Below are 14358 nucleotides of genomic sequence, written 5' to 3' on the forward strand. Positions count from 1 at the left end.
ATTACTCCTAATTTCAACTTATCCCCCCCTTTGAATGTTCCCATAATAAATATCTGTTTTTGTTCACTAGACAAAACAAAAGTGTTCAAGCCCTCCTTAGAGCAATAAAACGCACCTGACGTTTTATCTCCAATTTTTTGTCTAGATATTTTTTCAATGTGATGAGTTCACTTCAATGAAGCATTAAGATACTAAAAACTTATTTCTTCTTTTATGAAAGATAATCTTTTGGATAAACTAAGTAAGTAGAAAAATAATTGCTCATTGAAAGGAGAACTTTGCTAATAAGCCTTCATTGTATAAGAAAAGATACAAAGCATAAATCTATACTATAAGCATATCAAACCACATTGATAACAAAACAAACTTCCTTGACCACAGGAATTCTCTGAGAAGATGCTTTTCCTAAGCATTACTATAAAATGCCTCAATTATCTCCCATGAAAAAATTAATTTTTCCTTCACTATTTTAGTAAATATCCTTCAGACTTTATCTAACTCATCTCCCTCAACAGACAAACCTCCCCAATATATGATCTCTATAGATAATTCAAAGGAGCAGCTTCATCAACTCAGATTATTAATAACATACCATATCCAAAAATAACAATACAATCTATATGGACAAAGAGCTATAGAAAGAAAACTTATGATATTCGAAAATTTCATCACTCAAAAACACAATTTTCTCATAGCGATTGACTTATCAAAAACGTTCTTCAAATAATGCCCTATTCATCTTATCAAATTTATAGACAAAATTTGTATCAATCAAAAAGAACAAATGAAATTTCTTTACTCTGTTTCAGCATCACTCTCATTAAAAGACAAAAGATTAAAACTTTGGACCATATGAGGTGGTAAAGGTGCAACAATATCCAATATTCCTCCTGAAGGATGAGGAATACGAATACGACGTGCATGAAGATGAAGACGGTTTTGAATTCCTCCTGGTAATGTCCAATTACTATCAGAAAAAAAATATTTTGTATCGCCAATGATCGGATGATCCATATAGGCAGCATGCACACGAAGCTGATGTGTTCTCCCTGTATAGGGTTCCATTTCAAGCCACGAAAGAGCCCGCCCTCGCGTATCTAAAACGCGATAGTAGGAAACCGCATGATGTGCATCTGGCTCCCCATGTTCACAAACACGCATTTTATCACCTTGTGCAGTCATTTCCTTAACCATCCACGTTGAAATTTTGTCCTGCTTTTTTTTAGGCACGCCCCGAACCAACGCCCAATAAGTCTTTTTTGTTTCTCGCGCTCTAAAAGCAGCTGTTAAGGACTGAGCCGCTCCCCTTGATCGCGCAACAATAAGGACACCCGACGTCTCACGATCAAGACGATGAACCAAACGCGGCTTTTCACCTTTTTTATTGCGCCATACCTCAAGCATACTATCCATATGACGTGTTAAACCAGAACCTCCTTGTACAGCCAACCCAGCTGGTTTGTTAAAAACAAATACCTTTGGATCTTCATAAAGCAGCATTTTTTTCAAAACGGTTTCATCATCCTGCCCACGAAGTGTTTTATCCGTTATTGAAAGATTTCCCTTGTCATTAATAGGGAGAGGTGGAATACGAACAGCTTGCCCCATACAAAGACGCGTATCGGCTTTAACACGTCCACCATCAAGCCGTATCTGACCAGAACGCAACAATTTCTGCAAAGCTCCAAAACCAAGTCCTGGATAATGCACCTTAAACCAGCGATCTAAGCGCATTCCATTTTCATCTGCCTCAACTTTTTTTATTTCTACGCCTGCCATGAAAATTCCCTTACCTGATAATTTTCTCTGCCCAAAATTTTTTACCTGATAATTTTATTGATCTATTTTGCGCCTTTATAAACACAAAAATTCATATTTTAGTTGGCTTTATCACACCATATTACAGTTAGTATCCAAAATTGCCTTTTCTTAACGGTCAAATTCTATTAGCTAAAAACTAAGCGTTATAAAAATCAACAGCCTTTACGCTTAATAGCGAATGGAGATAATTAACCGTGTCCTTATTCAAAACCTATGCACGTGTTCTCACTTACCTAAATAGAGAAAAAAATGCATCCCTTTTAATCTGTACCGCTAATGTTATGTTAGCTATTATCACCATTGCAGAACCTATTTTATTCGGACGTGTTATTGATTCTATTTCAGAAAAATCAGCTATCATTCCTACTCTTACCCTTTGGGTTTGTTTTGGACTTTCACATATTATTGCTTATGTCCTTGTTGCTCGCGGTGCTGACCGCTTAGCCCATAGACGCCGCTTAACGGTTTTAACGGAATCTTTCGAACGTATTATTGCCATGCCTTTAATTTGGCATCAACAACGTGGGACTTCCAACGCACTCCATACACTTTTGCGCGCAATAGATTCCATGTCAACCATATGGCTTGATTTTATGCGCCAACACCTCTCAACACTTGTCGCCTTATTGGTTCTCATCCCCATAGCGTTTAATATGAATTGGCGTCTTTCAATAGTCTTGGTTGTGCTTGCCATCATCTACGTATTAATTGCACGTTTAGTGATGCGAAAAACAAAAGACGGACAAGCCGCTGTAGAATGCTACCACCACAACCTTTTTAAACATGTCAGTGATTCAATCTCTAATGTTTCCATTGTACAAAGTTATAACCGAATAGAAGAAGAAACTTCTATACTGCATCAACATACAAATGCTCTGCTTAAAGCACAAAATCCTGTTCTCAATTGGTGGGCGCTGGCCAGTGGCTTAAATCGAATGGCTTCAACAATTTCAATCGTTTGTGTTCTTCTCCTTGGAGCTTTTTTTGTTGCAAAAGGTCAATTACGAGTAGGTGACGTTGTTGCTTTTGTTGGATTTGCACAACTCATGATTAGCCGTCTAGACCAAATGAGTAATTTTATTAATTGTGCAATATCCTCACAAGCAAAACTGCAAGAATTTTTTGAAATGGAAGACTCAACCTTTCATATCAACGAACCGCAAAATCTTCCTTCCCTCCAAAATGTTAAAGGCGCCATACAATTCCATCACGTGACCTATAAGTTCCCAAATTCTTCTCAAGGTGTTTTTGATGTTTCCTTTGAGGTTAAAGCAGGACAAACTGTTGCGATTGTAGGACCAACAGGGGCTGGGAAGACAACATTGATCAATCTGTTACAGCGCGTATACGACCCTGCCTTTGGGCATATCTCCATTGATGGAATAAATATATGCTCGATCAATCGCGAATCTTTACGCAAATCTCTAGCAACAGTATTTCAAGACTCGGGTCTTTTCAACCGTACTATTCATGACAATATTTCAATAGGAAAAACGAGCGCAACAAATGAAGAACTTTATGAAGCAGCAAAAATAGCAGAAGCTCACGATTTTATTCTAAAAAAAGCTGATTGTTATAACACAATAGTGGGCGAACGAGGATCTCAATTATCAGGTGGAGAAAAACAGCGACTAGCAATTGCACGCGCTGTTTTAAAAAATGCCCCTATTCTCATTCTAGATGAAGCAACAAGCGCTCTTGATGTTGAAACAGAAGCACGTGTCAAAGATGCTCTCGATTCCATACGCCATAACCGCACTACTTTTATTATAGCACATCGCCTCTCAACAGTACGCAATGCTGATGTGATACTCTTTCTGGAACATGGTTACTTAATGGAAAAAGGAAACTTTCAAGAATTGATCGATAAAGGAGGGCGTTTCTCTAAATTTTTAAAGGCAAGTGGTTTAACAATCAAACCACCAGAAAGAGAAGGAGAAAATGTTATCCCCTTACACGAAGCCATAGCATCATAAAAATGATACTCTTCATAAATCTTATGCAAAAAAATCCTCCTCAATACAACAAGAGCACTTGTATAATACAAGTAAAAAGATTTCTAAAAATGCCACAATCCATTTCAGGTATTTAAGACAGATATTAAAACAATTTAGTATTTTCTCTGCTATTACAATTTTACTAGATTGGGACAAAAATATTGCCCTATATCTGTGCGTATTAACGAGTATACACTCTCATTTAGGGAAAATATAAAGATGTAAAGGTAAAAATAACTTCCAGTTTTACCGTCTTCTTTTAACTCAGCTTTACGAATTTCAAAACGAACTGAAGCAATAGCTTTTTAATAATGAATATTATGTATTGCTTTTTGTTTATCACGTTCTTTATAGTCCTCTCATAAAGAACAGAATGTCATTGTTTTGCACATTCATATGGCTTTTTTAGAAACATTTCTCAATGCTCCTAAGCCCATTTCACAACGACATCCATGAATGATTTTGATTAATTTAACATACACAGAATTTGAAACGATAAATTATCATTATAAATCAATACGTTAATACAATCTCATCATAATAAATTAGACATTAATCTAAATCTTTAGATTTGTGTAACATTCCTTTGATTTATATTGATAATTTATTATTTTATAACTTGAAATAAAGATTTATAAAGATAGGAGAATATTCTTTTCAAGACCTTTTAATGATAAATAAAAAAACTGTTTGCTTGTACATAACAAGCAAAATGAAAACAAGACAATATCTCTAAGATACAACAACTCTTTTATAAGCCTTTTCAAGGAAAGGGATTTTAGTTATTTGAAAGCTAATAAAATAATGACAGCTTATAACTTTATAAGGATAATCGTATGCAATAAATCTTGTATTATCCCTTTCATAAAAAGAGATGTTTCTTCAAAAAAATCTATAGGAGCAACACAATAACTAGTCTTCTTAGTAAAAGAATACATAGCAAAGCATGAAGTGCTGCATAATCTATCTTATCTTAAAACGGTGAATCCTGAAACGCTTGGAAGCTACAAAGCCAAATGAAAAAGTGATAATAAAGACAAACACTGTTTTTGTCTTTACAATTGGATTTTCCCCCAATTACGCTGTATCTTGATTTCAGCAACACACCAGATAGATATTCGTGATACTTAGACGCCAACCCAATATAAAAATGTAAGAAACACCTATGCAGAATGATTTCATTCTTTAATTTTTTCCAAAAAATCTTTTAGTGCCGCAAATGCCTCATCAGCTTTGTTCCCCTCAGGACCACCAGCCTGCGCCATATCAGGACGGCCACCTCCACCTTTACCACCAAGCATACCTGAAAGAATACGAACGAGATCAACAGCATTTAACTTATCCGTTAAATCATCCGTAACGCCGACAACAGCACTCCCTTTTCCATCCTCTGAGACACTAATAAAAGCAACCACTCCAGATCCGATTTGTTTTTTCTCAGAATCGACGAGCGCCTTAAGATCCCGTGGTAAAATATTTTTAACAACGCGTCCGGTAAAAGAAAGCCCATTGATGATAGTAATATCACCTTGGCTCCTTTCTGTTATTCCACCACTCAACATCATTTTCTTGCGTACATCATTCAATTCTTTTTCAAGTTTACGACGATCATCAAGCAAAATTCGCACCCGTTCTTCCACGCCAGCAGAAGAAGTTTTTAAAAGATCAGCAATTTCATGAATACGTTCATCTTGGCGGCTAAGATAAAGACGTGCTTCTTTGCCTGTTAAAGCTTCAATACGCCGCACTCCAGCCGAAACAGAACTTTCAGAAAAAATATGAATCAAACCAATATCACCTGTTCGCTCCACATGTGTGCCTCCACAAAGCTCTATTGACCAATGCTTTTTTAATCTTCGCTGTTCAAGTGGCTCCCCCATAGAAACAACGCGAACATCATCACCATATTTCTCACCAAATAATGCGATTGCACCTTCAGAAATTGCATCATCTACAGCCATGAGGCGCGTTATCACTCTACTATTTTGCAAAATAATCTCATTTGCTAAATCTTCTATTTTTTTCAGTTCTTCTGGTGAAACGGATTTTGGATGAGAAAAATCAAAACGCAACCGATCTGGCGATACAAGAGAGCCTTTTTGTGTAACATGAGATCCCAAAACTTGTCGTAAAGCTTCATGTAACAAATGAGTAGCAGAATGATTTCCACGAATTTTTTTACGACGGACAACATCAACGGTTAATTCTACACAATCAGACCTCGATGCCTGACCAGATTTCACCTCCCCAATATGGATGAAAACACCATCACCCTTTCTTTGGGTATCATGCACCTCAAAAATAAAATTTTCACCAGAAATGATACCACTATCACCAATTTGTCCACCAGATTCACCATAAAAAGGTGTCTGATTAACAACAAGCATAGCTTTCTGACCTGAAGAAATATGATCAACAAGTTTACCATCACACACGAGAGCTGTAAGAATGCCTTTAGCCGTTTCTGTTTCATAACCCAAAAATTCTGTAACCCCCACTTTATCACGAACAGAAAACCAGATCTTTTCTGTTACAGCTTCCCCAGAACCAGACCAATTGGCACGCGCTTCCTCTTTTTGACGTTCCATCGCTTTATCAAAGGTATCAACATCAACAGATATTCCACGACGCCGCAAAACATCCTGCGTTAAATCAAGCGGAAAACCATAGGTATCATAAAGCTTGAAAGCAACTTCACCATTTAAATGATCTCCTTCTTTAAGATCGGTACTTGCTTCATTTAACAAACCAAGTCCTCGTTCAAGCGTTTTACGAAAACGTATTTCTTCTAACCTTAAAGTTTCTGAAATCAAAGATTCAGCACGGACCAATTCAGGATAGGCTTGTCCCATTTCGCGGTTTAAAGCAGGCAAAAGTCGCCACAATAAGGGCTCTTTAGCACCAAGAAGATGCGCATGACGCATAGCACGACGCATAATACGACGTAAAACATATCCTCTTCCTTCATTAGAAGGAAGCACACCATCAGCAATCAAAAATGCAGATGAACGAAGATGATCAGCAATGACACGATGACTAGCAATAAAATCACCCTTTGCCTCAATCCCTGTAATTTCTTCTGATGCAGCAATTAATGCACGAAAAAGATCAATGTCATAATTATCATGAACGCCCTGTAAAACAGCAGCAATACGCTCTAATCCCATACCGGTATCAATAGAAGGATGAGGCAAATCAACACGTTCTTCCTGAGAAATCTGCTCATATTGCATAAAAACAAGATTCCAAATCTCAATAAAGCGATCGCCATCTTCTTCCATACTTCCAGGAGGACCGCCCCAGATTTCATCGCCATGATCATAAAAAATCTCCGAACAAGGACCACAAGGCCCTGTTTCTCCCATCGACCAAAAATTATCAGCCGTCGCAATACGGACAATTTTTTCATCTGGAAGACCTGAAATTCTACGCCACAGTTCAGCAGCAACATCATCACTATGGTAAACTGTCACCAACAATTTATCTTTTGGTAGGCAAAATTCCTTCGTTAAAAGATTCCATGATAAAAGAATGGCTTCTTCTTTGAAATAATCACCGAAAGAAAAATTACCCAGCATTTCAAAAAATGTATGATGGCGTGCCGTATAACCAACATTATCAAGATCATTATGCTTTCCACCCGCACGAACACATTTTTGTGCCGTTGTTGCCTGCTTATAAGGAGGTTGTTCAAGTCCAGTAAAAACATTTTTAAACTGCACCATCCCTGCATTTGTAAACATAAGTGTAGGATCATTTCTCGGAACAAGCGGACTAGAAGAAAGAACTTTATGCCCATTACGATGAAAATAATCCAAAAATATTGACCGAATATTATTAACACTATTCATACTGACACCTGCTCAATACAGCACAAAACCATAAAAGAAAAATCCCCCTCATTAAATATCCTCTTCGCCAAGCATGGAGTCAATTTAATCAAAGAATGGAATATTTGTTTTAAAAAATTGAGAAAAAAATGACTGTGTACTTAAAAACTCAAACAAAAAAACAGAAAAAATTATAGACGAAAAAAACGCTCCATCAAATGGTTTCATCACTTTCTATATTTTCTGACCCTGCATTTTCTAACAATTCAATCGCAATCAAACCAGCATTTTGGCGCAAAGCTGATTCAATCTCTGTAGCTATTTCCGCATGTTCACGTAAAAACTGCTTTGCATTCTCACGCCCCTGCCCTAAACGCTGAGAATTATAAGAAAACCATGCACCAGATTTTTCCACAATACCAACCTTGACACCCAAATCAATCAGTTCACCTACTTTGGAAATACCTTCACCATAAATAATATCAAACTCAACCTGTTTGAATGGAGGTGCCAGTTTATTCTTCACCACTTTAACACGCGTCTGATTACCAACGATTGCATCCCTATCTTTAATGGATCCAATGCGACGAATATCTAAACGAACAGAAGCATAAAACTTTAAAGCGTTTCCACCCGTTGTCGTTTCGGGAGAACCAAACATCACACCAATTTTCATGCGAATTTGATTAATAAAGACAACCATACAGTTAGAGCGAAAAATTGCTGCTGTTAATTTTCGCAACGCTTTACTCATTAATCGTGCTTGCAATCCGGGCAAAGCATCACCCATTTCACCGTCAATCTCTGCTCGCGGTGTTAAAGCTGCGACAGAATCCACAACAAGCACATCAACTGCACCAGAACGAACCAACGTTTCTGTAATTTCCAATGCCTGTTCACCGGTATCTGGCTGAGAAATGAACAAGTTTTCTAAATCAACACCAAGCTTACGCGCATAAATAGGATCAAGCGCATGCTCTGCATCAATAAAAGCACAAATCCCACCCCCTTTCTGTGCTTCAGCAATAGCATGTAAAGCCAATGTTGTTTTCCCAGAACTTTCTGGTCCATAAATCTCAACAATACGCCCCTTCGGTAATCCACCAATCCCCAAAGCAATATCCAAGGATAACGACCCTGTTGGAACTGTTTCAATTTCAACAACCTGCTCTTTTTGCCCAAGACGCATAATCGAGCCTTTACCAAAAGAACGTTCAATTTGTGAGAGAGCAGCATCGAGAGCTTTTGTTTTATCCACGATTATATCCTTGACCGATTCATAATAACCTAAAACTTAAGTGTACACTGTACTTTTAATTTAACTAAAGGCTTGAGTTTAAATTTTCACAGACTATTTCCATTCCTATCTCCACATTATGCCCATAACATTCATGACCATCACAATAAAGAATTGGCTTTGCTTATCTTATGACACAAAATAAACTCCAATAAAATAATATCCCCATGAGAACATAGTTAACATATTTATATCTCTCTAGAAAAGAAACAATTTAAATTTAAACACAATGTTCTACAGCCCTTCTGCTTATCCCTTGATTAAGTACTTAAGAGACTAGGAGTTCTCCTGCTATTGATCACACAAAAACGCATTATCAATTAACCTCATACCCTATTGCATCAAAGAACAAAACGCCATTGTATTGCATGATTTAAGAAACATCTCTCAACACTCCCAAGCTCACTTCGTGACAACACCCATGAATGCATGTATACTGTAAAACCCTTTGGATGCCACCATCTTTACACTAAAGAAGGGGCAAACCGGCACCATCACACTATTTATCATCCCCCAATGTTGCGACAGCTCTCGGCACTTGAAACGCTTCATAAGAAGAATTTTTAGTTCTTTCTTCTACAGTTTTTATCACACGCTAATTCTACTTATAACATGCAAGCGAATGATTTGATTGATTCAACAAATAACAGGCTTGGAATGAGTAAAATTCACAGTATTTAGGACTTTCATTCAACTTACAAAACAGTGAATTATCGTTATAAATCAATTATATTATTTAATAAAAACCACAAAAATAAAGCAGCTTAAAAGTTGAATAACACATTTAAATTGGATAAAAAAATATGCACTTTTGAAGATATCAAAAAAAATCTCTACGAGCAGTGCAATAAATATTTAAAATATAAGCTAAACTGCTCATACAATAACATAAGAGATAAAAAATAAATCCAAGATCAATAAAACATGTATTTCTACTCAAATTTTATTTTTGATCTTTACGTTTTTTGCGCAATTGTTTCCACCACTCAAGACGTTTCACAATTTCACGCTCAAAACCACGCTCAACTGGCTTATAATAACTCTGACGCCCAAGTTTTTCGGGAAAATATTCTTGTCCTGAAAAAGCATCCGGTTCATCATGGTCATAACAATAACCATTTCCAAACCCTTCCTCCTTCATAAATTTCGTAGGAGCATTAAGAATATGCTTAGGAGGTGATAAAGAGCCATTTTTGCGCGCACAACGCAGTGCTGCTTTATACGCGAGATATGTTGCATTTGACTTTGGCGCAGTTGCAACATAAAGACATGCTTGCGCCAAAGCCAATTCTCCTTCTGGTGATCCTAAATAATCATAGGCATCTTTTGCTGCATTACAAATGACCAGAGCTTGAGGATCCGCCAAACCAACATCTTCAACAGCCATACGAACCAATCTTCGCCCAATATAGAGAGGATCTTCACCAGCATCCAACATACGTGCCAAATAATAAAGCGCAGCATCAGGATCAGATCCACGAACGGATTTATGCAACGCTGAAATGAGATTATAATGCCCATCTCGTCCTTTATCATAAATGGGCACACGACGCTGAATAACTTTTTGCAAAGCAATAACATCAAGAATCTCTCCCAATGGTGCAATAGACCAAACTTCCTCTGCCAATGTTAACGCTACCCGCGCATCACCATCAGACATCTCTATCAAAACGTCTCTGGCATCATTATCCAAGGGAAGAGTTTTTCCCTCCACTTCTTCAGCACGCCTCAAAAGCATGTCCAAACTTTCATGATCATGTGAAAGAAATGTTAAAACACGTGCACGCGAAAGAAGAGCAGCATTAAGTTCAAAAGAAGGATTTTCGGTTGTTGCACCTATAAGTACCACAATACCTTCTTCCATCACAGAAAGAAAACTATCCTGCTGTGCACGATTAAACCGATGAATTTCATCAACAAAGAGAAGTGTTTTATCTCCAGATATAAAACGCCTCTGCGCAACTTCAAAAATCTTTTTAAGTTCAGAAACTCCTGTAAAAATAGCAGAAACCTGTTCAAACGCGAAACTTGTTTCAAGTGCTAACAAACGTGCAACGGTTGTTTTTCCAGTCCCTGGAGGTCCCCAAAAAATCATCGATCCAATTGAGCCAGTTGCCACCATACGTGAAAGCAAACCATCCTCTCCAATCAAATGCTTTTGTCCCACAACATCATTGAGAGAACAAGGGCGCATTCTTTCTGCAAGTGGCTGATTTTTATTAACTTGAAAATCAAACGACGAAGTAAAAAAATCTTTCTTCAAAAAAAACCTCAACGAATAAATTGGCGAATATACATACCATCACGTTCATATTCCAATTGCCAAGTACGCGAACGAGCTTGCATAAGAACCTTTTTCAACTGATGAACTGTTTGAATTTTATGGCCATTTACAACACGTAGAATATCTCCTGACTGAAAAATTCCAGCTGCATTGCTCATGTCATCAAGGTTGGTAATCACAACCCCTTTTGCAGATATAGGAAGATGAAAACGTCGACTATTTTGCGGTGTTAAATCTAACACTTCAGCACCAGCAAGAGGACTGTCACCCGTGATTTTTTCAGATTTTAAAAATGCAGTTTCTGATATCGATGAAACTGTTATTTGTGTTTTTAAAGTTTTTCCATTTCGTAAATATTCCAAAGCAAGACTATGCTCAACGTCAGCTGTCATCAAACGATACCCAAGACTATCTGGACTATCAACGCGTACCCCTTGCACACTCAAAATAACATCACCTACTTTCAATCCAGCTTTTTCAGCAGGACTATCTTTGATAACTTCAATAATCAGAGCACCATAGGGACGTTCTAAACCTAAACCACCAGCAATATCAGGTGTAACATTTTGAAAAGAAGCCCCAATATAAGGCGGCACAAAATATTTTCCACCGCGTTTAACAGTATCAAGCATCACTTTTACAAGATTAACTGGAATAGCAAAACCAATCCCTACAGAACCACCAGAACGCGAATAAATAGCCGTATTAATTCCGATTAATTGACCTTTCATATCAATTAAAGCGCCACCAGAATTCCCTGGATTAATGGCAGCGTCTGTTTGAATAAAAAAGTCAAAATCAGAAATCCCAACACGTGTACGCGCTTGCGCTGAAACAATACCACTTGTAACTGTTTGACCAACACCAAAAGGATTACCAATAGCAAGAACAAGATCACCAACTTCAACAGCATCAGAATTTCCCAAAGAAAGAACAGGGAATTGAGCATCTTTTTCCTCAACTTCAAGAATTGCAATATCAGTTGCTTCATCTTTGAGCACGATCTTACTCTCAAACTCCCGCCCATCAGAAAAAGCCACTTTAATTTCGCTTGCATCTTTAATGACGTGGTAATTTGTAACAATCAAACCACGTGAATCAACAATTACCCCTGATCCTAATGACGATTGCTTGCGAACAGGAAATTTATTTTGAAAACGACCAAAAAACTGCTCAAAAAATGGATCCCCTTCAAAAGGTGAGCGTGCTCTAATTTGTCGAGCTGCATAAATATTTACAACAGATGGAACTGTCTTTTTAACTAAAGGAGCAAATGAAAGAGTGATTTCTGTTTGTGTTTGAGGAACATGAGCATATACATGATCAAATGATATCTGCATCATAATTGCAAAAAAAATCCGCACCCAAAAAGAATATCTCATAATCCACTCCTTATAAAATCAGCATATTCTGTTGAAGATTAATAGAATAAAAAAACTCATCCCCGCAAATTAAGGATCTCTATTAATATTTCATAATAGAGAATAAAAACAACCTATTTGAACAATAAATATTATAAAAATAAGATAATTCAATGTCCCTATAATTTTCTCTCTGCAGCTATTTCTCAACTAAAACAAACTTAAAAATGCTCACAAAAAAACCGCCTAAGACAAGGCGGCCTTTAAAAATCCAATAGAGTAAAAAACTTTACGAAGATGTCCTCTTTTCATTCTCAGAAGCCTCCATGCGAGCACGATCCCCAGCACCCTTCGCTTCAACATCACGATCAACAAATTCTATAACAGCCATGGGCGCATTATCACCGGTACGAAACCCCGCTTTCATAATACGCAAATATCCACCGTTGCGTGATGCATAACGTGGCGCAAGCGTATCAAATAATTTTGCAACCTTTCCTGCATCACGAAGTGCTGCAATTGCTTGCCGACGCGCATGCAAACCACCACGCTTACCAAGAGTAACGAGTTTTTCAACAATAGGACGAATTTCTTTAGCCTTTGGAAGCGTCGTCACAATCTGCTCATGCTCGATCAACGAAGTTGCCATATTTGCAAACATCGCTTTACGGTGACTGGCAGTACGATTCAACTTGCGTCCTGACTTACTGTGGCGCATAAGCCCTCTCCTTAAATTCTAATTTTAATATTGATCTTCATAACGTTTTGCAAGATCATCAATGTTTTCAGGTGGCCACGCAGGAATTTCCATCCCAAGATGTAACCCCATACATGCCAAAACTTCTTTAATCTCATTCAACGATTTGCGACCAAAATTCGGTGTCCGAAGCATTTCAGATTCTGTTTTTTGAATAAGATCACCAATATAGACAATATTATCATTCTTAAGACAATTTGCCGAACGAACTGAAAGTTCTAATTCATCCACTTTTTTGAGAAGAGCAGGATTAAAAGAAAGCTCAGAATCAGCCTCTTCAACAGGCTCCTTCTGTGGCTCTTCAAAGTTAATAAATAATGATAATTGATCCTGAAGAATGCGTGCTGCAAAAGCAACAGCATCCTCTCCATTAACAGCACCATTCGTTTCAATCGTTAAGGTCAATTTATCATAATCCAAAACTTGACCTTCACGCGTATTTTCCACTTTATAAGACACTTTACGAATTGGTGAATAAAGACTATCAATTGGAATAAGCCCTATACGTGCATCATCAACACAATTACGATCAGATGGAACATAGCCCTTCCCTGTGTTGACAATAAATTCCATACGAATTTCAGCATCTTCATCAAGAGTACAAATAACATGATCTGGATTTAGAATTTCCATATCCCCAACGGTACTGATATCTCCCGCTTTCACGACACCAGGCCCCTCTTTATAAACAACGACACGTTTAGGACCTTCTTCTTCCATACGAAGCGCAATTTCTTTTATATTCAGAATAATATCCGTAACATCCTCACGCACACCTGGAATCGATGAAAATTCATGTAAAACACCGTCAATCTGCACAGCAGTAATAGCAGCACCACGAAGCGAAGATAACAACACGCGACGAAGTGCATTTCCTAACGTTAAGCCAAAACCCCGCTCAAGAGGTTCAGCGATCACACTTATAACATTTGGATTATCATGCGCACATGATTCAACCTTATTGGGTTTAATAAGTTCTTGCCAGTTTTTCTGGATCATATTTTTATTCCC

Annotated in this window: 8 protein-coding genes; 1 reads left to right on the forward strand and 7 read right to left on the reverse strand. The window is 37.5% G+C overall.

The annotated features are described in order from the left end of the window. Positions 1-795 precede the first annotated feature (795 nt). Positions 796-1779 carry an RluA family pseudouridine synthase gene (locus ACFIJQ_RS07500; RefSeq protein ID WP_273788267.1) on the reverse strand — a complete coding sequence of 328 codons (984 nt, stop codon included), beginning with the start codon at positions 1777-1779 and terminating at the stop codon, positions 796-798. A 236-nt stretch (positions 1780-2015) separates the two neighbouring features. On the opposite strand from ACFIJQ_RS07500, the gene ACFIJQ_RS07505 reads away from it, so the two are divergent. After that, on the forward strand, positions 2016-3797 hold the full coding sequence (locus ACFIJQ_RS07505; RefSeq protein WP_375629558.1) for a glucan ABC transporter ATP-binding protein/ permease: 1782 nt from the start codon (positions 2016-2018) through the stop codon (positions 3795-3797). A 1199-nt stretch (positions 3798-4996) separates the two neighbouring features. On the opposite strand, the gene alaS is transcribed toward ACFIJQ_RS07505, so the two are convergent. From alaS to ACFIJQ_RS07535, 6 genes are all read right to left on the reverse strand, one after another. After that, positions 4997-7669 carry an alanine--tRNA ligase gene (gene alaS / locus ACFIJQ_RS07510; protein ID WP_375629561.1) on the reverse strand — a complete coding sequence of 891 codons (2673 nt, stop codon included), beginning with the start codon at positions 7667-7669 and terminating at the stop codon, positions 4997-4999. A gap of 193 nt (positions 7670-7862) precedes the next feature. Beyond that, a complete protein-coding gene (gene recA / locus ACFIJQ_RS07515) occupies positions 7863-8906 on the reverse strand; it encodes a recombinase RecA (RefSeq protein WP_015856564.1) in 1044 nt (347 codons plus the stop codon). Between the two features lie 982 nt (positions 8907-9888). Then, a complete protein-coding gene (locus ACFIJQ_RS07520) occupies positions 9889-11208 on the reverse strand; it encodes a replication-associated recombination protein A (RefSeq protein ID WP_273788264.1) in 1320 nt (439 codons plus the stop codon). 8 nt (positions 11209-11216) lie between these two features. After that, positions 11217-12611 carry a DegQ family serine endoprotease gene (locus ACFIJQ_RS07525; RefSeq protein WP_273788263.1) on the reverse strand — a complete coding sequence of 465 codons (1395 nt, stop codon included), beginning with the start codon at positions 12609-12611 and terminating at the stop codon, positions 11217-11219. A gap of 268 nt (positions 12612-12879) precedes the next feature. Continuing rightward, positions 12880-13308 (reverse strand): 50S ribosomal protein L17, encoded by a 429-nt coding sequence (rplQ, locus tag ACFIJQ_RS07530; RefSeq protein WP_273788262.1) that lies wholly within the window; start codon positions 13306-13308, stop codon positions 12880-12882. A gap of 24 nt (positions 13309-13332) precedes the next feature. Then, positions 13333-14346, reverse strand: coding sequence for a DNA-directed RNA polymerase subunit alpha (locus ACFIJQ_RS07535; protein WP_015856568.1), 1014 nt, complete (start codon positions 14344-14346; stop codon positions 13333-13335). Positions 14347-14358 lie beyond the last annotated feature (12 nt).

It is taken from the genome of Bartonella sp. TT67HLJMS (assembly GCF_042193375.1).
GTDB classification, from domain to species: Bacteria; Pseudomonadota; Alphaproteobacteria; order Rhizobiales; family Rhizobiaceae; genus Bartonella; species Bartonella grahamii.